General features: G+C 53.4%; 16 protein-coding genes and 1 pseudogene. 6 read left to right on the forward strand and 11 right to left on the reverse strand.

Features of this window, described 5'->3' with window-relative positions; all coding sequences use genetic code 11:
• Positions 1 to 73: 73 nt before the first annotated feature.
• From CJ187_RS06185 to CJ187_RS06215, 7 genes are all read right to left on the reverse strand, one after another.
• Positions 74 to 6,832, reverse strand: a complete 6,759-nt coding sequence (locus CJ187_RS06185; protein WP_146003101.1) for a DUF5979 domain-containing protein — start codon at positions 6,830 to 6,832, stop codon at positions 74 to 76.
• 253 nt (positions 6,833 to 7,085) lie between these two features.
• Positions 7,086 to 8,366 (reverse strand): UTP--glucose-1-phosphate uridylyltransferase, encoded by a 1,281-nt coding sequence (locus CJ187_RS06190; RefSeq protein ID WP_102217056.1) that lies wholly within the window; start codon positions 8,364 to 8,366, stop codon positions 7,086 to 7,088.
• A 243-nt stretch (positions 8,367 to 8,609) separates the two neighbouring features.
• A complete protein-coding gene (gene galK, locus CJ187_RS06195) occupies positions 8,610 to 9,803 on the reverse strand; it encodes a galactokinase (RefSeq protein ID WP_233187372.1) in 1,194 nt (397 codons plus the stop codon).
• A gap of 240 nt (positions 9,804 to 10,043) precedes the next feature.
• Positions 10,044 to 11,600, reverse strand: a complete 1,557-nt coding sequence (locus tag CJ187_RS06200; protein WP_102216756.1) for a glycoside hydrolase family 36 protein — start codon at positions 11,598 to 11,600, stop codon at positions 10,044 to 10,046.
• Between the two features lie 183 nt (positions 11,601 to 11,783).
• Complete coding sequence (locus CJ187_RS06205; RefSeq protein WP_102216757.1) at positions 11,784 to 13,151, reverse strand: ABC transporter substrate-binding protein; 1,368 nt, start codon at positions 13,149 to 13,151, stop codon at positions 11,784 to 11,786.
• A gap of 34 nt (positions 13,152 to 13,185) precedes the next feature.
• Positions 13,186 to 14,073 (reverse strand): carbohydrate ABC transporter permease, encoded by an 888-nt coding sequence (locus tag CJ187_RS06210; protein ID WP_102216758.1) that lies wholly within the window; start codon positions 14,071 to 14,073, stop codon positions 13,186 to 13,188.
• Positions 14,074 to 14,075: 2 nt separating this feature from the next.
• Positions 14,076 to 15,050 (reverse strand): carbohydrate ABC transporter permease, encoded by a 975-nt coding sequence (locus CJ187_RS06215; RefSeq protein ID WP_199171097.1) that lies wholly within the window; start codon positions 15,048 to 15,050, stop codon positions 14,076 to 14,078.
• 145 nt (positions 15,051 to 15,195) lie between these two features.
• On the opposite strand from CJ187_RS06215, the gene CJ187_RS06220 reads away from it, so the two are divergent.
• From CJ187_RS06220 to CJ187_RS06235, 4 genes are all read left to right on the forward strand, one after another.
• On the forward strand, positions 15,196 to 16,458 hold the full coding sequence (locus tag CJ187_RS06220) for an ROK family protein (RefSeq protein WP_102216759.1): 1,263 nt from the start codon (positions 15,196 to 15,198) through the stop codon (positions 16,456 to 16,458).
• 232 nt (positions 16,459 to 16,690) lie between these two features.
• Positions 16,691 to 17,974 carry an FtsX-like permease family protein gene (locus CJ187_RS06225; RefSeq protein ID WP_158237744.1) on the forward strand — a complete coding sequence of 428 codons (1,284 nt, stop codon included), beginning with the start codon at positions 16,691 to 16,693 and terminating at the stop codon, positions 17,972 to 17,974.
• A gap of 21 nt (positions 17,975 to 17,995) precedes the next feature.
• Positions 17,996 to 19,327, forward strand: coding sequence for an FtsX-like permease family protein (locus CJ187_RS06230; protein ID WP_102216761.1), 1,332 nt, complete (start codon positions 17,996 to 17,998; stop codon positions 19,325 to 19,327).
• A gap of 39 nt (positions 19,328 to 19,366) precedes the next feature.
• Positions 19,367 to 19,996: an ATP-binding cassette domain-containing protein gene (locus CJ187_RS06235; protein ID WP_102216762.1), complete on the forward strand. Its 630-nt coding sequence runs from the start codon at positions 19,367 to 19,369 to the stop codon at positions 19,994 to 19,996.
• Between the two features lie 59 nt (positions 19,997 to 20,055).
• Here the strand turns inward: CJ187_RS06235 and CJ187_RS06240 are convergent, their stop codons facing one another.
• From CJ187_RS06240 to xylA, 3 genes are all read right to left on the reverse strand, one after another.
• Positions 20,056 to 21,438, reverse strand: a complete 1,383-nt coding sequence (locus CJ187_RS06240) for a sugar porter family MFS transporter (protein WP_350223577.1) — start codon at positions 21,436 to 21,438, stop codon at positions 20,056 to 20,058.
• 109 nt (positions 21,439 to 21,547) lie between these two features.
• Positions 21,548 to 22,972, reverse strand: coding sequence for a xylulokinase (locus CJ187_RS06245; RefSeq protein ID WP_233187373.1), 1,425 nt, complete (start codon positions 22,970 to 22,972; stop codon positions 21,548 to 21,550).
• 4 nt (positions 22,973 to 22,976) lie between these two features.
• Positions 22,977 to 24,143, reverse strand: coding sequence for a xylose isomerase (xylA, locus tag CJ187_RS06250; protein WP_102216765.1), 1,167 nt, complete (start codon positions 24,141 to 24,143; stop codon positions 22,977 to 22,979).
• A gap of 255 nt (positions 24,144 to 24,398) precedes the next feature.
• On the opposite strand from xylA, the pseudogene CJ187_RS09415 reads away from it, so the two are divergent.
• Positions 24,399 to 24,515, forward strand: a pseudogene (locus tag CJ187_RS09415) (helix-turn-helix domain-containing protein); the annotation flags it as partial.
• A gap of 72 nt (positions 24,516 to 24,587) precedes the next feature.
• Positions 24,588 to 25,517, forward strand: a complete 930-nt coding sequence (locus CJ187_RS06255; protein ID WP_102216767.1) for an ROK family protein — start codon at positions 24,588 to 24,590, stop codon at positions 25,515 to 25,517.
• On the opposite strand, the gene CJ187_RS06260 is transcribed toward CJ187_RS06255, so the two are convergent.
• The gene (locus CJ187_RS06260) at positions 25,514 to 26,458 is read right to left on the reverse strand and encodes an amidohydrolase family protein (RefSeq protein ID WP_284667221.1); all 945 of its coding nucleotides are present in this window, start codon (positions 26,456 to 26,458) and stop codon (positions 25,514 to 25,516) included. The two genes, CJ187_RS06255 and CJ187_RS06260, sit on opposite strands and share 4 nt — an antisense overlap.
• Positions 26,459 to 26,629: the final 171 nt, after the last annotated feature.

The raw sequence follows: 26,629 nt of genomic DNA on the forward strand, positions 1-26,629 counted from the left end.
TCTTTACCTTTATGATCCCCACAGTGTGAGGACTAACCCACCCCGTGGGGTGTGGGAAACCTCTGTTAGTGCCCTACTCCAGCTCCTTCCGTCGCCGGTACACCACATAGCCACTGGCCGCCAACAAGCCCAAACCAGCCGCAATAACCCACGGGAGGAACCCACCCGTGAACGGCATAGCCCCAGACTTCAAAGTGGCCACGCTAATAGTCGGAACATCCACCTGACCGTCAGACGTCGGATTCTGAACCTTCACCAAACCCGCATGCTCCGTGTACTCAGCGAGTTTCACCACGTAATCCTCACCAAACGAACCAGCATCCGTATTCGGCTCATTCACAGCCACCACGTCAAACCGCCACAACTGCGGCATCAACTCACCCGCACCAGCACGCACTTCCTCAAGGAAATACGACTGCCCAGGCTTCACATCAGCCTTAAACCGCCACTCACCCGCATCATTAGTAATCCACTCAACCGGAACCGGATTATCCCGGTCAGGCCGCGAACTCGAACTCTCCAAAGTAGAACCCGCTTCGCGATTAGCCACAGGCGCGTCACCACCCATAATCGCCGGATAGATCTTGAACACCTGCGCGCCATCAGCGACCTTCTCACCACCCGTCGCATCACTATCACGGAACGGGCGGTCCGCATCCCCATCAGTGGCAATCACACGCTGCACGTGAATCTCGCCCTTGTCCTTATAAACAGTCACCAAAACCGCGGCAAACGCCTTATCTTCAGTATCTAACACGAACCCGTTCTTCAAATCCAAAGCCGGACGTTCCGTACTTTCAAACTTCGGGTCCTTATTGTTCACAGTCGACGCGACCTCATTTTGTGTCGGATACAGCACCGACCACGCGTCCGCCAGCCCCTGTTTCTTCAACTCAGACTGAACCGCGTCCGGCACGTCACCGCGCTTAACCGCGCACTTCGAACCAAACGGAACCGCAATCTCCCCGGTACCTCCCGGTTTCACACTCTGCGTACCAGACTTCACCCACCTACCATCAACCTGTTCGTAACCCAAAGTCTTGAACAAGTCTTCCGGCAAAGCAGACGCCTCACACGTGTAATCCCAAGGGACCGCCGCCGAGCCATCCTGCGCATTTTCACCGAAAATGTCCTTCGCCCGATCTCCCTGCGGGTACAATCCCCACCGCACAGACCGCGCCCCCAAAAGGTAGGCGGTAGTGAACGTCACCGTGGTCCCGTTCGCCTCTGTACCATCACCAGGCACGGGCTTAACATCGGAAACCGTCATCACGATATTTTTGTCTTCCACAACCGGGGGGTAGTCCTTAGCATCCGACTTGCCATCCACGCGGTTATCCACTGACACGAATCCGTAAGCACCGATGCTCGGGTAGTCAGCAATCGGCGACTTCCCTTTGTCCCTAAAGTCGAACTCGCACTTTACACCCGCTGGTAAATCTGCGCTCTCAGGCACTTTAGCGGTCCCATCTTTAGCCAGTTCCGCCTCACCCTGGTACACGAGCGGTTTCGAATTAGAATCCGTCGCATACAAGTCCTCACACCGGTACTTCACATTGAAGCTACCAATGTCCAACTTGTTCCCAATGTTTATAGCACCATCTTCAATCGTGTTACCCGCCAAGATATTAGTATCCAGGTGGTGCTTCAGCGTGATTTCCCCAGCCTGCGGCCGGTCGTAGTTCACATCCACATTCAACTTGATGAGGTTCTTATTCTCCTCAACCCGTTTCGGATCAATCTGGAACACCCACGCCGCGTTCTCCGCCGGGTTAGTGGCCAACTGCAGATCCGGGTCCTTCAAGTAGTCCCGAGTGAGGCTGAACAGTTTTTTCCACGCATCCTGCTCTTCGAACGGTTTATCGGCATCGAGCTTGGTGACGTCCGCGTTACCTGTGTCAATGCTCGTCACAACTTTCGCGTCGCCTTCATTGAACGCCTGCTGGGTCAAAATGCACCGGTAGTTCGCAGGCACTTCAATCTTGTACTTACCGTTACGGTCCTTATCAGTGTCACGCAACGTAATCGGTTCACGCAAAATAGCTGCCGCGTTTGCCTCATTAATTTCCTCGAACTCTTTCTTCTCATCGGCAGGCAAGTCGTCCGGAATCTCCAACTGCACAGGTTTGCAATACAGGGTGTACGTGTACTCCGTGCCATCTGAAAGTGCGGTGCCATTTCCAGACGTCTTCAAATCCAGTTCTACTTTGGACTTCATATACGTGTACGTATTCCACGCGACCACGGTGCCGAAGAAGTTCTCTGATAGTTCTTTAGGCTGAGCTGGGTTTTCCTTCTCCGTTTCCTCACCGTTCGAAGGTTTAGCTGGCTGATCAACCGGCAGCGTTACGTAAACACCGTAGTTAATCTGCTCGCCACCAGGACGGCACTCGCGGTCGCCCGCTCTTGCACACGAGTTCTTCAGGTCCGTGCGGCCCCGGAAGTCATTCATCACTTCCCACCGCGATGCCCAAGAAGCCGCGTCTTCGGCTACGCCCCCGTCTTTACTGCTAATGTCCGCGTGTTCTTGTACACTGCATTCTGCCCCGGCGGGCAAGCCTTTAACTTGTGCCCATTCCCCCTGTTGGAACCGGTAGGTCATCACCGACTGCGTAGCCGCAAAAGCGCCGCGTTGCGCAATGGCTGTCGGGCGAGCTCCGGACGTATCGATTTTCCACGGTGCAGGCACGTCAATCGGCTGGCCGTTCAAAGAGCACGTGTAACTCACTTTGAACGGTCGATATTTCGAAATCACAGCGACCCCGTCGCCACCAACCTTCTTTTTGAGGTTAAAGCTAGCGGTTTGCATCTGGTAGTTCAACGCCAGATCAAGTTCTTGCGGATCTTCGGTAACTGTAAAACTCATCGTCGTAGTGCCGTCATTTTCAGCAACATCCACCGAGGTTCCGTCTAGTGTTAACGCACCGCCCTTGAAGTCGGAACCGGGGATTCGCGTCATGCGCTTGTTGTCCAAAGTTAAGGTGCAGTCCCACCCAACCGGCAGGTCACGCGACGCGCGTGAGCCCTCACCTATTCGTGACACTTGCGCGTTGAAACGTCGCTCAACTTTATTCTCGCCTTCACCGAACGTACACACCGCTGATGGAATCAGCTTCGCACTGGCATACGGGCCTGCGAAGAACGCATCTTTCCAGTTCGCCAGCGCCGCGTCCGCATCTTCCCCCAGCTCGCTCTTGTCAACACTCAAAGAGCTGTTGGCCTGCAACGACACGGGTGCTTCTGGAATCTCATACGCAATAGTCGCGTCCAGTTTCTTGGTCGCATCCTCCGCCGGTGAGGTGAATGTGAAGGTTCGCGCGTTGACGTCCTCACTTTGCGCAGTCGCTCCCTCATCCGACACGTTGAGCGTCGCTTTAAACGGTGCAGGCACCAGAGTTTTACCGTCCGCACCCGTTAGCTGCGCCGTGCACTGCGAGTTTGAAAGCAGTGCCGTGTCATCTGCGAAGATTGCAGTGTCACCAGATTTTACTGCGGCCGTTTGGATAACGTCACCGCAAGTAACTTTCAAGTTCATGCTAGTGGGCAACAGTTTCACCAAGCCAGGTTCCAAGCCCGCGGGCGTGGTACGCGTAACCTGTATGGCCACTTCCCCCGCCGTGGTGGGGCGGAACGTGCTGGTGACGTTCACGGTGTTGCCACCGGGCGCAATCTGGATCCGGGGCGAGTTAGTGGACACCTGCGTGTTTTCCGGTAGGTCCCCAGTCACTTTGGTTGAGATGTCACACACCGTACCTGCCGGGTAATCGCCGTCGAGGTTCTGGGGGCCATCGCCTGTGTATTCGCGGGTAACTGTGCTTTGCTCCCCGTTCGGGTCCGTGCAGGTGATAGTTGAGGTTTTCTGCACTCCTTGAGCTTCAGCAGCACTAACGCCAGTTCCGTCTTCTAGCAGTGTCTTGTGGCTCAGCGTAAGGGTACCGCGTTTGTAGTTCGCAGTAGTGGTAGACGTGACCTCTTTGGTGTCCGTGGCAGACGTGAGCGTGAACTCCTGCGACGGCGTGGGGTTTATATCCACGTTTTTCAGTGTGGATTCCCAGCCTTGCTGATCTTGCGTAAGGGTGCAGCGTGCATGCGTTGGCACGTTCTTGATGATCTCGTGTCCACCGGGACGCAAGTTAATTTTGCCATCGAACTTACCATCGTCTATCGGCAGTGACTTGCCGTTTTCGTCTACGCACTGCAGGTTCATTTCGAAAGCCTGCCCAATTAAAGTGCTTTGCGCGTCGCCGTCCACTACCTTAGTTATCTGCAGGTCACCTTCCCCACGCTTGAGTACCTGCTGCAGGTGAATGTGCTTCGCTCCCTCACTGGAAGCCCAGAAGAAGTTGGAGTTGCAGGATGCATACTTCACGCCCTGCTCACCCGTGGTGTTCAAACACATATCAGCTTCCCATTTGTTATCAAATTTGAAACCTTCGGGCGTCCACATTTGGTCGTGGTACTGTCCGTATCCTTGCTCCTGAGGGATATCGGGGGTAAATACGCAGTTTGTTCCCACCGGCCATGCTTCTCCATCTTTGCTCGGTAGTTTGGTGGGGGTGCCGTCGGTGTTCACCATTACTACACCCCGGCCAACGAAGAACGGGTTACCGGGGGCTGTTGATGAAATGTCCAGCTCTGGCGGCTTGTCTTTGTCCGCCATGTACCGGCACTCGTAGTACATGGGGATTTGTTTAGGCGCGACCTGCCCTGAGGGAAGCAGGTTCATCCCCGCGTATCCCATAGAGACATCGATTGTCACCTGTTTACCGCTGAGCGAAGAGTTCGACTGGAATGTTGTTGCAACATCCTCATCGAGAGGGTCATTCACGTCCGTGAACTGGTAGAGCACCGTGGCGGTGGTTGAGGTGGTTAACCCATCTGCGATGGACCCACCGTAGCTGTCAGCGGGCGTGGTGTTTTCAAACTTCGTGTTGTTACCGTCTGGTTTCCAACTTTGCGTGTGGTTGATTGCGCGTTGAATAATCTCTTGTTTAACCTTATTAGAGTAGCGCGCGGTTTCTTTTATCGTGCATTTAGCACCAACCGGTAGCTTCATGGGATCTTGAGGCGCGGTTTGCCCCTGGGATTCACGGTAGTTCCCGATTGGGATGTCGCCTTCCCACGTGGTTACCGCTGATTCAACCAGGCGGTTGGCGTCACCTTGCGCGATTATTTTTTTCGTGTCGACCCCGAGCGGGTCTACGCACGACCATTCGTAGTTAATGGTCATGTTTTTCACTTCGTTCGCGATCTGAATAGGCGGGTTCACTTGCACGAACTTGGTGATTTCTGTTGGCTGTGTATCGCGATAGTAGAAGTTGCACTTAATGTGTGTGTAAGCAGTTTGTTGGCGCGCAGTCAGTTTCGCACCGATTGGGTTTCCTTTTGCGTCGTTAATATTGTCGGGGTAGAAGTTCTCGGACTTCTCAGTTTCCCAGTATTTGGAGTTCACGTACCCAAAGCAACGTGCATTGTGTCCGTTGAATCGCGTTAACACCTTGTCTGCCTGCGCTTGGGGTCGCATTTCTGTGACCTGGCGGTTATTAATGTCAGATTCGCTGATACCGTCTGTACCTGAAGTTTTCGTTTCGTTTACACTGACCCCCGCTTGGTTGAACGTAATCTTCGTCTGTACTCCCACGTTGGGGCGCACATACCGGAAGTTTTCATCCACCATGTCATTAGTTATTGACAACACCCGGCTGCGATCCAGTAGCTCCGTAACCGCATCCGCGAACAGGCCATTGCGCACGTCATTAGGGGATTTATCCGGCGGGCTAAGGAACATGTTACTAAATGCGTTACTGAAGTCTTTCCAGTCGTGGTACACACTGGCAATGCTGTCGCGGCGTTCATTTTGAGAACCGTAGATCTTTACATACGTACGGTCGTTTATATTCTTCAGGTCCTCGCGACCCATCAGTTTCGCACAGGTATCGACTTCATTCTCAGCGTTTGGGCCGAGCGCGATTCGACACAACTGTGGCTTGTCAGAGTAGGTTTGCCCCATCGCCATGACGTGGATATTCACACCTGCGCGGCGGAGCTTGTCAGCTTGCTGAATTGTGCTAAGTTTGCCGTCATTGTCAGAGGTATATTGACTCTGAAGGTTAATCCCTGGGCTGAAGATAACGATGTCCGTATATTTGGCGCGCGCATTGTCTTTAACTACCTGGCGCAGTGCGAAGTCGAGTTGCGAAGTGTTGCCGTTGGTAAGGCCTTTCCCCGTGCCGCCGGTGGCGTCGATCCTATCGAGCATACTCATGACTTTTTGGTAGCCCGCTTGTGTCTCAATAGAAGTAGAAGGGAGGTTCGGTGGGTTACCTATTGCGTAGGGGCGCGCAGGTGTTGTGGTGGAATCGGATGTGTAAACCCCAAGTGACATCGGGAGGCCACGTAGGCGCGCAATGATTTGCTTAATCGTTGCCACCTGGTCGCGGTTCGGCCTACATCCCGTTGGGCTCGTGTTCAAGAACGCGCTTGGGCACGTGCCAGACAGCTTCGGTAGGTACCCACCCAAAGTTTCCCAAGTGTACATACCGTGGAAGTCAAAGATGAGGGCAACGCGGTTGTTTTTTAGCTCCACATCGTGGGTACTATCATCTGGCCGGGTGTAGTCCGTTGGCCACGGGTCATCTTTACTTCCCACCACCGGTTGCGTATTGGTTTTACGCGGAGGAATGCGGTCGTGGTCCGGATTCTGGCTCCCATCCGCTGCGAATGCCGAATCGATAAAACCTTGAGCAAATAGTGGTAACACCAGTGCACACACACTCAATAAAGAGATAAGGCGCAGCAAACCGGATCGTTTACCACCGATTCGACGCAACAAGATGAACCACCTCAGACCACACTTAACCACCGTTACTGTTAGACAGTACTTCTAATGGAAAAATAATTCGACTGTTATTTCGTATCATGGACTTACCGTTGAACCATGAATAAATGCAGGTAACGCCTACAATTTTAATAAAATGTTAATCTAATTATTTTTTACGTGCTTGCGTATTTAATGATTGGCAATGCCTATTATGGGACCTTAGTCCTAGCGCGTGGCCGTAATTGGGTTGGGAAAAGAACCGGTTTTACGCCCCGCACACGGTGCCACCCCCACGTAGCTCAACGCGGCCCTCAAACGCAATGTTGCCAGTGAATGTCCACGGCCCCTCAACAGTGAACGACTCGCACCCTGCCAGAGACGGCAAGGTTTGGAAGCGGGCCTCAAAATCTTGAATGAACTTGTAGTACTTAGAATCCAAAGACACCACTGGGGCGGCGTCGGTACGCAACACGAGCCGAGCCTCATCGGTGTATTCGTACGCGTCCGAACGCACAGTCAACAAATCATTCGTGGTCTTAACCGGTAAGAAGCGGCCGCGGGGCACGCAAATCGGGGTGGCGTGAGCGAACTTCTCAACAATCGCCCCCATCGCGCACTCCATCTGAATCACGCGCGGCGACGAACCATCTGTCGGATCCACATTCTTCTCGTTGCGGATCAGCGGCAGATCCACCACGCCCTCGGTTTCACGTAGCAAATCGCGCAGTGACTCGATGTTGAACCACAAGTTATTCGTGTGAAAGAACGGGTGGCGATGCAGGTCCGTAAAGTGATGCATGTCCTCCTGCGGGGTCTGCGCTGTATCACGTAAAATCACGCGGCGATCGCTGTTGCGACGCGCCAAATGCCCACCCTTCAAATCGGCAAGCGTGCGCTCGCACACCTCCGGGGCGTAGTCCGCGCCCGAAGCCGCAAACCACCCAGCAATCGACGCCGACGGGTACGCCCCCAGATTGTCCGAGTTCGACGTGTTTAAATACCGGTACCCAGCATCCAACAACTGGGTGAGCACGTCCCCGTCATACAGCGTCGTGTAAATATCCCCGTGGCCGGGCGGGCACCATTCCAACTCCGGGTTCTTATCCCAACTCACTGGCTCGAGTGAATCCACCAGGATTTTCGGCTCCCGGTTCTGCAACACGTCAAGCGGCAGGTCGGTGCGCAATTTCGAATCTAACGCGTTCAGCGTGTCGGCCCGGGTGCGGAACGAGTTCATGAACAACAAAGGCACATCCACCCCAGTGCGTTCGCGCACCTGAAGAATCTGACGGGTCATGATGTCTAAAAACGACTCGCCGTTGCGCACCGGCAGCAGGGACTTCGCCTTATCTAACCCCATCGACGTACCCAACCCACCGTTGAGCTTCAAAAACACTGTGCGGCCCAGTGCCTCACGCGCATCATCGGGATCCACCTGCGTGTTCTCAATCCGCTCCACGTCCGTGATTGGCGTTATTGTAGACTCCGGGATCAGCCCCGTAGCCCCTGCCGCAACCTGATGGAAATAGCGTTCAAACACGCGCATTGCCGTGCGCGACGCCCCATCTGCACGCAGCTTTTTCAAGTTCAGTTCCAGCGCCTTCGCCTGCTCAGCGTTTAGCTGCTCACCCAATTGCGCGTCAGCTTGGTTGCGCGGCTGCGCTTCAGTATCCGAATGCGCGCGCGTTTCGTTATGCAGTTGAGTATAAGCCTGGCTTCTTAGTTGAGTGTTGGTTTGGTGATTGTCCGTGTGTGCCATTTGCGTCTCTCCCTCGTTCAAATCCAAATTCTACGCGTGAGTAAAAATCCGCGCTCCCGCACCCGCGTATGCTTCTAAAAACTGCGGCTCGGCATACCCTCTTCGCACACTTTCTTCTTGCACGTGCGCGGCAATCTGCTCACTATTTTCTTGAGGAACCAGGGCAATCGCAGACCCACCGAACCCACCACCGGTCATCCTGGCCGCGAGCGCACCCGCTTGCACAGCGGATTCAACCACGCAGTCCAGCTCCACGCAAGAAACCTCATAGTCATCGCGCAAAGATTCGTGGGAGGCCGCAAAAAGCTCCCCCACCTGCGCGTAATCTTGGTTCGCCAAGGCCTCAACAGTGGCTTCCACCCTATGGTTCTCCGTTATTACATGCCGAACCCTGGGCTGCAGTTCTTCTGGTAGCCGCTGGAGGTCTTCAAGTTTCGCCTGCCGCAATGAACGTAGCCCCAGCAGGTCGCGGGCCTGTTCACACTGGGCGCGGCGCTGCCCATACTGCCCATCAGTTAAGGAATGCGACGCCCGCGTGTCCATCACCAACAGTTCCAGCCCGTGCGCGCGGAAATCTGCTTCCACCAGCTCGTGGGTACCCGCGTGGAAATCAATCTTCAACGCCTGCCCCGCCTGCGTGAACACGGACGCCGTCTGATCTAACCCACCAGTGGGTGCGCCCGCCACCTCATTTTCCGCGCGAATACAGGCATTCACAATGCGGGTGCGCGCCTCCTCATTAATATAATCTTTCCTAACTGAACTGGGATCAGCAGTAGGCGGAACTTCCATCGCGATAGCCATCGCGCATTCGATCGCAGCTGAAGACGACAACCCGGCTCCAAGTGGAACACAAGACGCGACCGCAGCGTCAAAACCCCGGGTAACCCCCAGTGCCCACGCCGGGCCACCCGCATAGTTAACCCAAGAAGATTCCATTCCGGGTTTAATGTCACTAATGCGGCCTTCCCACAGGCTCGCGCCCTTAGAAACTAAACGGACCACATCGTCGTCCCGCCATTGGAACGCCACAAACGTCGCGTGCGGAAGTGCTATCGGTAGGCACAAGCCGTCATTGTAATCCGTGTGCTCACCAATGAGGTTCACCCGGCCCGGCGCGATCCCCACCACCCCACTAAAAGGGGTGAAAGTCTGTTCAAACAGTTCGGTTGCCTGCCGCGCCCCCTGCGGATCGCTCCAGTGCGGAATGAAAGTTACGGACACGATCTGCCTCCACGTTCCTCTCTTACAACTCCACCAACGCGACAGCTAACAGACCGCACCCACATTTCCACTAGCCACAAACTGGCCTACATGGTTGCAGCCGGTAACTAACTGCCACCATAAATCTTTTCACATTCCACAAGTCAAAGGCAGGACTTTAACGGCGTGCGAACGTAGCCCAGTCATTACAAAGCCGCTACCGTTCCACCAAGCGCAGTCCCTATTGCGTCAAAACGGCTCTCACTTCACCAAGAGCCGGTCTGAGATGCGTGAGGTTGGGTTCAAGTACTCGTCAAAGTTCACTTCTTGCCCGTCAACACGGTAGGTGTAGCGGCTTACCTGTTCAACGTGCGGATGATTGTTGAACTCCTTAATCCAACGCTGCACGAGCGCGGCTTCCTCCTCGCTGAGCCACTCCCGCGGGTCTGAACACTGCGCAAATCCACACACCAACCCCGCTTGCGCGGTTAAAGCATTTACCTCAGGCGACAACAATGAACCCCGCGTACGAAAATACGCCACGTCCGGGTCGCAATCCGCCAACGTTTTCAACCAGGTGCGCGAAAGCGAATTGCGAAGCGCATTCACCACCGCCGGGCCCGACGGATCCCGCTTGCGTTCCGTATTATCCCAATACGGCGCCGTATCCGGCCCCACCCGCATACCATCCAACACACCCAGCGACGCATTCACTACCGCACCGGAACCGAGCAAGTACACGTCGTTCCCGACCGCTTCACGCATCGTCTCTAAGCCCGCGCGGTAGGCAACCTCCCGGTCCATACCATGCTGCCGCTGCGCCTGCACTGCTGCTGCGTACAAAAAGTCGAGTTTGAACATGTCGAAACCCCACCCCGCGATTTCACTCATGGTTTCCGCCAACCAGTCGTGTGCCTGCGGTTTCGAAAAGTCCAGCGCGTAGTATTCTTGCCCCCAGTTAAACCCGGAGGGGGTAAGCGAGCCATCTTCGTTATGCAAAAACAGTTCCGGATAAGCCTCTACCGTGGGGGTGCCCGGCAGAGCAATAAACGGTGACACCCACAGCCCCGCCTTTAAACCCGCCTGGTGAATATCGTCCACCACAGGTTTCATGCCACGCGGGAACTTCTGGTTCGCCCGCCAGTCCCCCACTTTGCGTTCCCAGCCGTCGTCAATTTGTACCACGCCGTAGCCCAGTTTTTTCGCTGCAGGAATCTCACTGGTGATGATCTGTTCGGAAACCTCTTCAAACCACGAGTACCACGAAGACCACACCGCACCGAGCACATCCACTGCTTGCTCGCGTTCTGGTAGTTGGCGGTATTGCGCAAGGGCTTTTGCATAGCGGGCGAACACTTCCTGCTCCGCCCCCGTGGTTACGAACCAGGCGCCACCATTCGCGTGCGCGCTACCTGCATCTATACACGTTGCTTCGATCGTATTTGGCGTAAGCGTCAGCACCGGGGTGGAACCGCTTAGCGCCCCAACTAGCAGCACTTCCCCCTGCTCGGAAACAACCGCGGTCACCATCGAGGAGCAGTGCTTAGTAGTTGAATCGTTCACCACATCTTCTGCAGTTAAACTACGCAGCGGGTTATCCCAGATCCGCCACGGATCCCGCTCGAGCGACCACCAGCGCGTGGGCGTCCAAGAGTTCCACCCGTGCCGGTAATACTCAAGCGCACCCCAGTTGTGGGTGACCTTCACGTGGGTTCCCTTAATTAGGTGCCCGCTATTTAAATCCCCGCCGGCAGTTTCTTGCCCGCCCGGTGCGGGGGCGTCCACGTGGATCGTTCCTGCTGGTGACGTGATTCTCATGGGGTTTTCATCCTTACATTTTTTGAGGGGGTGGGCAGTCGCTTGGCCGTAAAGTGAAGCTTTCTGAGGGAGTGGATGGCAGCTTGTCGGTGCGGTAAACACCTGCGGTTAACGCGTGTGAGGTTAACGGTGGGGTGCACATAGGAGGTGTTCACGAGTAATGCCGCGCACCCCACCGGGCTTTTACTTCGACAGGATACTGTTCACCTTCTCATTCAACTTAGGTAGAGCGTCCTGCGGGGTAACCGACAAGTTTTCGATCTCATCAAACGTTACCTGCCCCTCACTGGAAATCTCATTACCATTATTGGTAATCGGGTAGTAAGCCAGCTTCTGCGGGTCCTGCGCAATATCTATGTACGCCGAAACATCGTGGCCAGCATCCTTGTGTGCCTGCGCAGCTTTCTCCGAATACTCCTTCAGCGATGGGAACACGATCGCATCTTTGGCAACAATCGCCTGACACTTGTCGGAAGTAAGGAACTTAACCCACTTCCACGCATTCTCCGGGTTCTTCGCCTGCTTCGTAATCGACGGAGCTAAACCGTTAATAATCGTCTTCTGCCCCACCGGCCCAGTTGGTAGCGGAGCGAACGCAAACTCGTTCTTCTCTGAAGACGTCCACAAGTTAATCCGCCACGACCCATCCGGTACGAGCGCGGCCTTCCCCTGCTCCATCATCGGTTCCAAACCAAGTGGCCCAGCGACCTCCAGGGGCGTAACAAAACCGGCTTTAATCTGGTCTTGCCACCAGCTAATCGACTCTATTAGCTTCGGGTCACTCATCTTGTACTCGGTGCCAAACGGGTTCTTATCCAAATATTCAAACCCGTTAGATAATGCCAGCCAAGACCACTGACCCTGGCCCACAATGCCGCCACCTTGTTCTAAGCCCCAGCCGTAGACCTCAACATTATCTTTATCGAAACCGGGTTCGTCCCCGCGCTTACCGTTCTTATCCACCGTTAGGTGCGCGATGAGTTTACCGAACGTACCCCCATCTTTGGGATTCCAAGTGAGCTTGTTCAGATCCTGAGCTTTGTAACCCGCATCTTCCACGAGTTTTGTATTGTAAACGAACGCTATCGTATCCCAATCTTGTGGAATACCGTAACGCGCCCCATCCTTTTCCCACAGTTTAGTTAGTTCACCGGTGTACTTAGAAAAATCGATCTCATCATCTTTGATGAACTGGTTCAGGTCAATAATCTGCTTCTTCCCCACCAGTTCGGGGTAGTACTGGACGTGGTTTGTAATCACATCCGGGGCGGTACCAGAAACCAGGTCGGTCGTCAGGTTCTTCCAGTAATCGTCCCACCCCTGCTGTTCGATTTTGACCTTGAGGCCACTGTCTTTCTCGAACGCATCCGCGCACTTCTGATACGTGGCTTGCTGGCCCGGGTCCCACAGGCGGTACGTGATTTCTTTACTATCACTCGCCTTAGTATCCTTTGCTTTTTCGCCCGACACAGAGGTACCACCAGAGCATCCTGCTAAAAGCAGGCACGTGGCCGCCGCCATGGCTGCTAGTTTGCTTATCTTATTCTTCATGGTTGTTTCCCTTTCAAATTTTTCTAACCAGCCGCTACTTCGCCGCTGTTAGCCCTAGAGAGTTCACTAAACGCTTCCCAAAAATCAGGAGCAGTAAGAACATGGGGATTATCTGCAGTGTTGCCGCTGCCATGAGACCCGCCCAGTCTGGTCTTGTTGAGGGGGAGGACTGCGCGAATACGGACAGCGCCACGTTCAGTAGCCGCACGTTCTCTGCCTTAGCGATCAATTGCGGCCACATGTATTCGTTCCACCCGAAAACCGCTTGGATAATCGCCAGCGTGGTGATTGGCGCGGCGCACATGGGCACAATCATTTTGCGAAAAATTGTCCACCGCGACGCCCCATCGATCATCGCCGCTTCCTCAACCTCACGCGGCAAAGAGAGCATGAACTGCCTCAAGAAAAAAATCCCGAACGGGCAAATCAAAACGTATGGGGCGAGGAGGCCTTGGAAAGTGTTGATCCACGCCAACTGGTCCATGAGCACGAAGTTTGGCAGGGCAATGAAAATCGGGGGAATCATGAGGGCGGTTAACAGGATTACGAAGATCGTGTCGCGGCCCCGAAAGTGCAGTCTAGACAGTGCGTACGCCGCCATGGTTGAAGTAGTTACTTGCGCGACCACCAAGATAGCTACGAATATTAGTGAGTTACGCATGTACAACCAGAAGTTGATGGTGGCTGCGGTTCCGCCGGCGGCGACGCTTTCTTCAGGAGTCGTCATGCCGAGCACACGTTTAAAATTAATCCACGTGGCATTTTCTGGAATCAACGAGTAGTTGCCCGAGAAAACCTCTGGGTTAGGCGTCATCGCTGTGCGCACTGCCCACAGAAGGGGCAGAACCGTGACGACCATTAGGAGGATCAGTAGCCCCCAGCCAGCTAGTTTGCCTGAGCTTGTTTTTCGTTTTGCCGCCATACCTAGTCCATATCCGATTCGTTTGAGCGTGCGAGGCGCAGTTGGAAAAGCGTTAGGATCACGAGGGCTGCCATGAGCACCACCGCCATAGCGGACGCGTACCCCATGTCGAACTGCTCGAATGCTTTTTCGTAGATATACAGGTAGATCACGCGCGTGGCGTTACCCGGCCCACCTTTAGTCGCTACCGAAACCGTGTCGAAAATCTGGAACGAACCAATCATCGAAACCACAATCACCATCACCAGTATGGGGCGCAGCAGCGGCACTGTAATGAAGCGGAAAGACTGCCAGGTGGACGCGCCTTCCGTGTCGGCGGATTCGTAGATCATCTTCGGGATCGTCTGCATCCCCGCGAACAGAAGCAGGCCCGTATACCCCATGTTCCGCCACGAGTTCACCAGCGCCACCGTGTAAATCGCTATATCTGGGTTACCGTAGAACGAAATAGGCCCAATATCTAGAAACCCAATAACATGGTTCAGCAACCCCACGGTTGGGTCCAGGATAAACAGGGTAATCGCCGCGATCGTCACGTTTGGAACCAACCATGGCAACAACAGGGTGGAGCGCACCCACGTGGACTGGGACACCCGCTGCATCAACACCGCAATCAACAACCCCAAGATGGTTTGCGTCGTAATGTTTACCACCACGTAGATGACGGTTACTTTTACCGCGTTGAGGAACGTGGCGTCGCTGAGCAAACGCGTGTAGTTGTCAAAACCGATCCAGTGCGCGTCCTCAAGCAAATTCCAGTCGGTAAACGACATCTGAATCCCGCGCACAATCGGGACGAAATAGAAAATGAGGAACCCGAGAACCGCGGGTGCAAGGAACCAGATTGCTGCGCGCGCATCCTTACTGCTGTGCTTGTGGCCCGGTTTGTTGCCACGCGCAGGTTTGTTTGCGCGCAGGCGCCCGCGTAATCCCCCGCGATTTTGCGTGCGGGTCGGTTGCACGGCAGTGGTTGTCATCTGCGCTCCCATCATTGCGGTTCAGCTTCTTCGCCCAGTTTTCTTGCTATTTGTGCGGTAAACCGAAGACGCTGTTGTCGTTAGGTACCCCTATTTCAGCAAGTTTGAGTTGCTAGACACACATTATTACGTTAGTTTCATATGTATGTCAAGTAACCACGAAAACCCACGAACTCAACGCGCTCCCCGCACCACCTCCCGGCCGCAAGCGCGAACTGATTCGAAGCAGGAAACTCAACACGCGCCTCAGGGGGCGCCGCGTCGAGTGCAGCGGCGGGTGAACCTGCTGAATACGTTCCGCCAGCTCACGTCTGCGCAAACCATCAGCAGCCTTTCTACGCAGATCAACGTTTCCCGCCCCGCTGTTGAACGCATAGTGGCGGACCTGGACAACCTCGGGTGGGTTAAACAGTTAGCGCCCGATAACTCGTTTGGCCGCCCCGCTACCCGGTGGGCTTTGAACGCAAATACCGTTCACGTGCTCGGGTTGGATATTGGTGCGCACCACTGCACGGCGATGGTAGGTGATTTATTCGGTGAGGTTCTAAGCGAACTCACCGTCGATCTGGACGCTAAAACTCCCGCTCAGCAGCGGCTGCTGGATGCTACTGAGGCGGGGTGTGAAGCGGTGAAAGCAGCTGGGCTGTCGATCGAAGACATTACGTTGTGTGCGGTGGCTTCCCCCGGTGTGGTCAACGAAGGGGTGGTCACGTACTACGGTGGTTCCGGAATGCCGGATTGGCGGGGTACTAACATCGCTCAAGAAGTGTCTGCGGTTCTTGGTTGCGAAACTGTTGTGGCGGGCGACTGTGCACTCGGCGCTCTAGGGGAATCGTGGCGCGGTGCGGCGGAGGGCCACGACGATGTCGTGTACATCCTTTCTGGTGAACGCACCGGCGGGGCGGCGATTATTAACGGGCAGATTCACCGCGGACTACAGGGCGCAGCCGGGCTGATCGGGGAGCTAACCCCGATTCGGTGGAAAGACATTGAAGCAGAAACGTGTGCGAAACGCGTGTACGAAACCAACGAAATCACGAGCCGCACGGAAATCTTCAACGCGGCCCGCGCCGGAGAAAGCAAAGCGTTAGAAGTTATTGACGATTTCGCCAACGCCCTGTCGCTTGGCGCCGCAGCTATGGTTCTCACTCTCGCTCCATCGCACCTGGTGGTGGGCGGCAAGTACTCCGCATTTTCCGACCTGTTCTTGGAACGTTTTGTAGAAAACCTGAGGCATTGGTGCCCGGTAATGCCACAGGTTTCCGCTTCCGCACTGGGCCCGCGCGCAATCTGCTTGGGCGCGTTACGTCTAGGCCTTGACACGCTCTTTGCGTACCTAGAAAACACTGTTGTAGCGAGCGACGTGTTCCCCTCAGCAGAAGGATTCAAAAAACAATTCCAAGCCTGAGGTGCACGCAGCGCAACCATATTCATATAACTTTCAGTTTCATTTCAGGTTTCGTATGGTTGCATACTCTAACTTCTTTATCGGTAATACAAGAAATAGCGATCGTATCAACGTTTGATGCGGTTGCCTGAACTAGAAATATTAGAACGCGATGTCCATATTTTCACGCGCCTTGCTAGTTACTGGGCGCAAACCGTTAAAAACACTACTAGTTACTCTAATAGTGACCATTATGATGACGACTGTGGTTAGTGCTCACGCAATCACTAACGCCAGTAACCAAGCCGGCAAAAAAGCCGGAAAGGGCCTGCTATCGTCTTTTGTTTTAGAGAACAATCGGGCTAATAACCCCGGTACGCCACGCGGTGGTGGCGTGGTTAAACGGGCGGACATTGCAAAAATATCGCAGTTAGAAGGCGTCACTAACTACTTCACTCGGATAGACACGGTTGCGGATATTAAAAGTGGTAAACCGGTGTCTGTTCCAGCAGATGCGCAGTTTTTTGCTGGTGAAAAGGAACGCCAGTTCGGGAGTGCTGTGATGCTAAGCGGGGCAAGTGATTCCGCGTTAGCTACTCCCCTGCGGACGGGCACTTTGAAGCTTTCGAGCGGCCGCCACCTCAAGAATAAGGACGCGGGGAAGGCACTTGTGCATGAGGAACTAGCGCGGGCGAACGGGTGGAAACTGGGTTCAAAGATAACACTCTCAACGAACCCGTTTGACGCGGACAACGAGGGCAAACCGCAAAGTGAAATCGACGTTGAGGTCGTGGGAACGCTAGCGGGAAAACCTGCGGAGCAGCCACAAAATCGGTTGTTATATGCGGGCAATACGATCTATACGGACCTGGGTTCGGCCGCTAAGTTGGCGGGGGCTAGTTTGGATACCGCGAACTACGTTGACGCAACGTTTTTCACAAAGGGTGATCCGGCACCGGTGATGGATGCGGCGAAGAAACTGGATGTGGATTGGAACATGTTTCAGTTGACGGCCTCGGCAAATGTGTTTACAGGTATTTCACAGGCCGTGGACGGTTTGCATTCATTGACTGGTACAGTGCTTTGGTCTGGCATTGGTTTTGCCGTTATTTTACTTATTTTGGTTAGTTTGTTGTGGGTCAGTGAGCGGCGCCGTGAAAGCGCGATTTACATGAGTTTGGGTGATTCCAAGTTAAAGATCCTGGGGCAGTATGTGTTGGAATGCGTGTACGTACTAGTTCCTGCTGGGTTACTCACGTGGCTAGTGAGCGGGCCGGTGGCGCAGTGGATGGGAACAAAGGCGCTGGGCCGGGTGCAGTCGCAGTTAGGTGAACTGGACACGCCTGGTGCGCAGCTCGGTGGTGGGCTAGAGGTTGCTGATGTTACCCGCACCATTGACCACTTGAACGTTTCCGTCACGGGCTCTTCGCTTGGGTTTGGCATTCTTACTGGCTGCGTGGTTGCGGTGCTTGCGGTGGGGGTTGCGGCTGCGTTCCAGTTACGCACCAGCCCGAAGGCTTTGTTTGCGAACCGGTAAAGAGGGTTGGTAGGTAATCCGATGACGAATACGTCTAATGAGTGCGCCCAAGCTTATGCGGGTGGTCAGCCAGTTGGTATGAGTGGTCTGAGCCGTGCTGGGTTAGCGATTTCACGTAGGGGCGTGAAGAACCTGATTTTGGGCTTTATTTTAGCGGTGACAGCGGTTTTGCTTACCGTGGTTTTATGCTGGAGGTTCGCTGCAGCTGTCACGTCTAACGCAATCACGTCTGGTGTGGATGCGGGATTCACGGTGTCTGCCCCAGCGGATGGAACGGAGATTCCACGGGCTGCGCTTGACCAGTTCAGTTCGGTTAAAAAAGTTGGTACCCCCACGTTGGTTTCCCGTACAACTGCGCAGATTGATGGCCAGATTGTGCAACCGCAGGGGGTGCAGCTGGAAGGCAACCTGCCGGCACGCGTGTCTGTACTTGGGGTGGATAGTTCCGCCCGGCTTCCGGGTTTTAAAACGAAGGTGTGGCGGATTGTTGAGGGGGCTGGGTTCGCTAAGAATGCGGATGCTGCCGCGCCCATGTTGGTTCACCGCGAACTCGCCGCTAAAAATGGGTGGCGTGTAGGGTCCGTGGTTCAGCTGGCTTTCTCTGGCGTGGATTCTGGTGGATCTTCCGGTCCAGCAAGTGGAAATACACATGGCCAGGCAGGTCGAAATACGCCGGGTACAGCAGCTAGCACTACGCAACACTCAGCAGCTAGCACTACGCAGGCGTTTAAGGTGGTGGGGATTTTTGAGGCTCCGAATGAGGATGCGGTTACTTCGCCAGACCAGATGGTAGAGAACACTGTTGTCACGCCTGCCACTGGTGTGGGGTCGGTTGCTGAAGCGGTGTTTCCTGTGAAAGACGCGGCTGGTTTACACGCCGCGTTTGATTCGGCGCAGAATATTGCGCTCAAGCATGGGTTGAAGGTAAGCAGTAACGTTGATGCGTTCAAATCTGTGTTGGAGGCCGCTGTTACGCAAGTGTCTTGGTTGAATACTTTACTTGCAGTGTTGGGGGTGGCCAGCTTGTTGGCGGTCACGTTCGTGCTGGTTTTTTGGGTTCGCGGTCGTTTGCATGAGGTGGGGGTACTGCTCAGCATTGGGCTTCATAGAAGTCAGGTATTCACCCAGTTTTTGGTGGAGGTATTACTGCTCGCCATACCAGCAGCAGTCTTTGGTTTAGTGGCCGGTTTGGGGGTAATGATTTTTGTTGAGGGGGTGGATGTCCCTCACGTTTTCGCCGCGGGCGGTGCTGCGTGTGTTGCGCTTGTAGTGATTTGTGTTGTGGCACTGTGCTTAGCTTTTTTGCTGATTGCGAGGCGTAGTACTAAGCAGATTTTGACGAGCACGCACTAGGTTTAATGCGTTTTAAGTAGTTAGTTTAAGAGGTTGGTTATGGCTTTGTTTTCTTTGAATAATGTTTCGTTCTCTTACCCGGGCGGTACGCGGGTGATTGATGGGATTGATCAGGCGTTTGAGGCCGGTAAGGTGTATGCGATTGTAGGTGCGTCGGGCGCGGGTAAAACCACTTTGTTAGGTTTACTAGCAGGTTTGGATACGCCGACTTTGGGGACAGTTAGTTTTAATGGTGAGGACGTTGCGAAACGTGGTTACGCGCACCATCGGAAACGTAATGTGAGTTTGGTGTTTCAAGACTATAACTTGATTGAGTACATGACTCCCGAAGAGAATTTGAAGTTGGTTGACCGGCATGCGGATTTGGGTTTGCTTGAGGAACTGGGGTTGTCGGCGCAGCAGGCTAAACGTAACGTGTTGAAACTCTCTGGTGGGCAGCAGCAGCGGGTGGCGGTGGCACGCGCATTGGCGGCGGACACGCCGGTGATTTTAGCTGACGAACCTACAGGTAATTTGGATGCGCAGACGGGCATGGCAATTCTGGACATTCTGTGCGCGGCAGCTCACGAGCAGAATAAGTGCGTGATCGTTGTAACTCACTCTAAAGAAGTTACGCGCCGCGCAGACATTGTACTGCAGCTAAACCGTGGAAAACTCAAACGAAAGTAGTGGAAAAAGGTAGCTGGGGTTAGTAGGTTGGTGCCCTACTAACCCCAGCGTTGTAAATATTATTTCTTTAAAGCAATCTTTCTTGCATGTGCGGCACGAAGCCCGTCTTCGATTTCTTCGAGTGAACGATTACGCGTTTCAAAGCATTTGACCTTTACAAACCAAATCGCTGCAACGCACAGTACACCGTACCCCACAAACAGCGAACCAGTACCAAAGAAGTTGAGTAATGGCGGGAAAGTAAGGGATACTACTGCGTTTGCGGTCCAGTTAATGGTAGACCCCATGGAGTTCCCCAGGCCTCGAATATTCAACGGGAACATCTCACCAATCATTGTCCACATAACGGGGCCCCAAGTTGCAGAGAAGAATGCAATATATACAGTCAAGGCTAACGCACAGATCCAGGCTGCTGTCATGTGCCCGGCTGAGAATCGCATTGAAAAACTCATAATAAATAGAGAAACCGCCATGCCAATAGCGCCAACTATAAGCATCGTTTTTCGGTCAACATGGTCCATAACTTTGATGCCTATTGCTGTCACTATTACGTTAAACACACCGATTCCTATATGGGCAATCAATGCTGCCGAGATGCCGAATCCAACGTCAGTAAATATAGTCGGTGCGTAATACAGAACTGTATTGCACCCCATTACCTGTTGGAATATTGCTAGGCCTATCGCGGCAATCAATGCGGGGCGTACTTCAGGACCGAACAACTCGGCCCAGCCTCCGTCTTCGGCTTCTGCTTGCCTTCGAATATCCTCTAGTTGAGCTTCAACTTCGTTTGGATGGGTCTTATACATTGCGGCAAGAATGACTTTAGCCTTTTGCTCGTCACCATGGCGTACAAGAAAGCGAGGGCTTTCAGGTAGTAGCAGAGCCCCGATTAACAAAACTGCTGCAGGTACGGCAGCTAGACCTACCATCCATCGCCAACCGTGGAAGAAACCGGCTAGCGCGTAGTTTGAAATATATGCTAAGAGAATTCCGGACATGACCATTAACTGGAATAGGCCCGTTAAAGAACCGCGCTTGTCTACCGGCGAGAGCTCGGAAAGATACGTAGGTATTAACGAAGATGCAATTCCAACGCCTAGACCAAGGACTATGCGCGACGCTACCAGGCTAAAAAAACCTGGGGCGACACCGGACCCGATTGCACCAACAAAGAATACAACAGATGCGATCAGTATCAGTTTTCGCCGACCTAACCTGTCTGAGAGTGGTCCTATGAATAGCGAAGCGATCACGGCACCTAGCAGGACCGAGCTAACGACCCACCCTTGTCCCCACTCCGCTAGATTTAGTTGATCTTGAATAAAGAGAATTGCTCCGGATATTACTCCGGTGTCATATCCGAATAGTAGGCCGCCTAATGATCCAAAAAAATAGATCATTCCCATATTTAGGGTAGACATATTGCGAGTACGTCTCATTTTTGCTTAATACTCCTGTGTGTAAGCATAAGGATGCGTTATTCAACCCACCCCAGAAAACTCAGTTCGTAATCAGAAGATACGAACTCTTAGATTTGGTAAGAAACCGTTATTGCGAATCTTCCCCACTTTGGAATATGTCTGACGCTACTTCTGTGTATCGTTGCCATATTGCTTCCGCCCGTGACCTGTCGGCACCAACCGGCCCCATAAGTTCCGATCTTTCAACTGGCCAGGGACCAAGTTGCGGATCGCGCACTTTTGCTGCTTGCCACGCAGCTCCGAGTGCAACGTATTCACCAGGATCCGCAAGGTCCACTGGTATACCTAGGATTCCCGGAAGAATCGTTTGCGCAGCGCGTGACTTAGCGCCGCCCCCGATCAGCACAGCTCTTTTCACTGGAACACCACACCGAAGCACCGCCTCCAAGGCTCCTCGAAGCAGGCATGCCAGCCCTTCGAACGCAGCTCTGGCAAAGCACTTAGGGTCCATGTTATTTGAAGTCATTCCATGCAAAGCTGCTGTTGCGTGAGGCAAGTTCGGTGTGCGTTCTCCCTCAAAGAAAGGCACCAGCGTGAGTCCTTTTGAGTCGCCACTCATAGCAAGCGAATCAAAATCTTCGTAGCCCACTCCCAGCAGATCCTTCACATTATCAATGATTCTCGCACCATTGAGAGTGCATGCTAGCGGTAACCAATTTCCTGTGCCATCCATGAAACCAGTTACTTCAGCATTAGGGTCCATAACAGGACTCTTCGACACAGCAGCAACTACACCAGACGTGCCTAGCGAGATGCTGGCTTCACCTGGACGTAGCCCCAACCCAAGAGCCGCCGCCGCATTGTCGCCCAACCCCGGGCCTACGACAGCGGTGCCAAACTCAGGTTTAACTGTTCCAATGGATTCGAACGGTTCAGCGATTCTAGGCAGAACTATTTGCTTGGCTTCCACTTCAGAGATGCGGAGAGCGTGAGCCAAGATGTCCCACCGATACTGGGCTGTTTTTGCGTCGACGTATCCAGTTCCAGAAGCATCAGATCGATCTGTAACTAAATCGTTTATGTCCTCTGAGCCTCGTAATTTCCACGATAGCCAATCATGCGGAAGACAAACGGCTGCAGTTTTACGCGCGGTTTCCGGCTCATTATCAGCTATCCACCGCAACTTTGTAACCGTTAAAGACGCGACAGGAGCGGATCCACATGCGTGCACCCACCAATCCCTTCCTAGCTCCTCAATAAGGTCACTAGCCGCTTGGGCACTGGACGTATCATTCCATAGCATTGCGTCTCTAAGCACGTTTCCGCCACTATCAAGCAGAATCATGCCGTGCTGTTGCCCAGCTATGGAAACAGCATCACAGTCCTCAATCCCGCCCGCTTCTTCAATAGCCTGCTTTAGCGCAACCCACCACGCATCGGGAGGAACTTGAGTTCCAGATGGATGTGACGCGCGACCAGAACGAACCACTTGGCCATCGTCAACAACCAGTACTTTTACTGACTGCGTCGAAGAGTCTATTCCTGCGTACACTGATCTACCCAATCAAGTGGCGCATTGCGTGTTCATAAAGTTCCACAAAATGGTATTCACGTGATGCAGCAGCTTCGACATCAATGTCGTCCGATGCAAGCAGATCGCTATAGCTTTCTCCGTCACTCATCGTAGGCACGGCAAGTTCTGGTATCGAGGCTGCTTCCATAAGCTCTTGTGTCTTCGGATCTTCACGGAACGCCTTTGCCTTTGCCTTCAGCATTAGGTACATTTCCATGCACGCCTTAGCTGACTCCCAAACACCGTCCATGCCTTCTGTACGCGATGGCTTGAAATCAAAGTGACGAGGCCCTTCGTACCGTGGTCCACCACCTGGGAATCCGTTCTCCAACAAATCTACAGTGAAGAACGCGGAGGCCAAATCCCCATGACCAAAGGCTTTGTCTTGATCATATTTAATTCCCGATTGTCCGTTCAGGTCAATGTGTGCCAGCTTTCCCGCATTAAGCGCTTGTGCGAGCGCATGGGTGTAGTTAAGTCCTGCCATTTGCTCATGGCCAGTTTCTGGGTTCAGGCCAACCACATCTCCATTATCCAGCTCCGCAATTAGCGCTAAAGCGTGCCCAACTGTAGGCAAGAAAATATCGCCCCGGGGTTCATTGGGCTTAGGCTCAAGGCCGATCGTTAAGTCGTACCCTTGTTCTTTTATGTACCCAGCTACCGCATCAAGGCCTTCTTTGTAGCGTTCAAATGCTGCGTTGAGATCTTTCGATGAGTCATACTCAGACCCCTCACGACCACCCCACATTACGAATACTTTTGCGCCAAGCGAAGCAGCCAAGTCCACGTTACGTAGAATTTTCTTTAATCCGAAGCGGCGAATAGACCTGTCGTTATTGGTCAATCCCCCATCTTTGAAAATGGGGTGAGTGAAGGTATTTGTGGTTATCATCGGTATCTTCAGCCCGTTTTCATCACAGGCTTTCTTCACTCTTTCTACAATTTTGTCTCGCGTAGAATCAGACGCATCAAACGGGAATACATCGTTATCGTGGAAAGTTATACCCGCAGCCCCAATTTCTGCAAGCTTTTCTGTGTACTCCCAAGGTTCTAACGCTGGGCGCGTTGGGTCTCCAAACGGATCATTCGCAAGCCAGCCAACGGTCCAAAGTCCGAATGTAAAGTTATCTTCCTTCTTTGGCGTAAACATTCTTATTGACTCCATTTCATCATCGAACTGAACACGAGCAACCTCACCCGCGCCATTTAGTTACAGGTCTAAACTAATACCGACTGCAGTTTCTGTCAACCCCTGTTAAGAAGTTGGAACAAAGTGAATTTTCCGCGAACTTGACCCACTAGGTACTTCCCGTCGACAAACACATAGAATAATATTTGCTCATGTAATGAAAGGAAGAAGTTGAACGCCTCCAGACCAGGAACGTTGCGGAAACAAAACACGTCGTTGGTACTGCAAACAATCCTCAATTCGCCCACTCCTCTCCCGCGAGCGAGTATTGCGAATAAAACAGGCCTAACAAAGGCTACTGTTTCAAGGATTGTTGCGGAACTACTACACGCCCGACTACTCACGGAACGCACACCGGAGATAGAGCGTATCGGCCGTCCGTCATTACCACTAGAGATCAGACCCATGACCTACGCTGCTATCGGCATGGAAGTCAACATCAGCTATCTAGCGGTTACCGTAACTGACCTTGCAGGTGACACTCTCTTTTCGGCTGTTGAGAAGGATAACTTTCGCAGTTCTGACCCTAAATACGTGTTACCTCGCCTAGGAGAAATGGTACGGCAGTGGTCACCGCCTAAGGGTTGCTGCATTACAGGAACACGCTTGTGCATACCTGGCCTAACCACTGAGGACAAGACGATTCTTACTGCCCCAAACTTAGGGTGGAAAAATGTTGTGCCAGAGACATATTTGTCTCTGCCTGATCCCATCTCACTTGGTTGTCTTATGAACGAGGCCGACGCAGCTGCATATTCAATGCTGTACTCAGCTCCGGGGAGTTTCTCCAGCAATAAATCATTCTTGTATGTGTCTGGCGAAGTCGGAGTTGGCGCATCAATCATGTTCAACTCTAAGCTGTTCTCGGGATCTCACAATTGGGCAGGCGAAATCGGGCATATGTGTGTTGACCCCGCAGGCCCACTCTGTAGATGCGGCTCAAATGGGTGCCTGGAGCAATTTGTAGGGCAAGATGCACTACTGAAAGCAGCTGGGCTACCCGAGAACTCCACTTTCACTCGATTGCTCGCCAGCTACAAGAAGCGTGAAAGTAAGTCAATAGAAGCAATTGATCAAGCCAACAAAGCCATAAGCATAGCTATTTCAAACGCATTAAATCTATTAGACCTAGACGTAGTCATTTTTGGTGGAAACCTAGCTGCACTTCTCGACTTCGGGGCAGTAAAAATAGAGAAGGAGCTGAAGAAACGCCTGCTTAACTCAAAGTGGAGCGAAACCAGGTTATTAACAAACCCGCATGGATTCTTTTCAGCCTCTAAGGGCGCTTGTTACGCTGCGTTAGAGGCTTTTATCGAGAATCCCTCTCTTAGTTAACCCAGTTGGTACAGTTTTTGCGCGTTTGTGCGGAGTATCGAGTTGCGTTGTTCCTCAGGCAAATTGGCTTTGCGCACGTAATCGAATGCGCGCACGTACTTGTCTTCTTGGAAGTAGGGGTGGTCGGAACCACCTAGAATCTGTGTTCCCCCATAACTCTCGACCGCTAGGCGAAGAGCGGGTTCATAGAAGTTCGCGGCGTCGAAATAGAAGGTTTGCAACGTTTCTTGAGGGGACGCGGGGAACGCATCCCAGTCCGTGTAATTGTCCTCTATGCGTTGGAACATGAACGCTAAGTCGCCACCCAGATGCGCAATATGGAAGCGAATATTAGGGTATTTACCGGGGATCCCAGCTTTTAGAAGATGCAGGGTAGCAGTCGCATCCTCTACGGGCGCGCCATTAACCCACGCCAGGCCCTTATCTGCAATCAACGGTGAGCACACCCCGGATCCCGTCGGATGAATATTCACCACTGCGTGACGTTCGTTCAACTCCGCCCACACGGGGGCAAAAGACTTATCATCTAACGTGGTGCCGTCACGAAAAACCGTGGGCAGCGAGACGCCTAAAAAGTCGCGTTCAAACACGTGTGGTAGCTCCGCGAGCGCGGCCTCAACGTCCGGTAAGGGCAGTGCGCCATAGGCTTGGAACCGCCCCGGGTACGCGTCAATCAGCCGCTTGTACTCGTCGTTAATCCACTGCGTGGTCTGCGCGTTCGCTGGTACCTGCGGAGTCACTGCCAGCACCTGCTGCTCCACCCCCGCTTTATCCATCCACTGCAGGCGGGTTCGCATGTCCTCATCGGAAGAATCGGCGTTCATTCCCCGCGCAATCGCAGTGGTATCCGGATCCACCCCAGCCTTTTCTAACAAATCCAGGTAGTGAGCTGGGTAAACGTGAGCGTGCGTATCTATAGCAAGTGTTTCGTTAACAGTCATACCTCCAGGCTATAACGGGTAAGAGCGCTGAGCGATATATGCAAACCCACCCGCCTCAACTGCGATTGCAGCGAACCTCGGCGGGTTGCAACGGTAAACACCCCACCCGCCACACACAAGCCACCACACAGAACATGGCGGTTACGCGCATAGCAGGTGGGGTGCGGGACG

This window comes from Gleimia hominis (assembly GCF_002871945.2).
Lineage (GTDB): Bacteria > Actinomycetota > Actinomycetes > Actinomycetales > Actinomycetaceae > Gleimia > Gleimia hominis_A.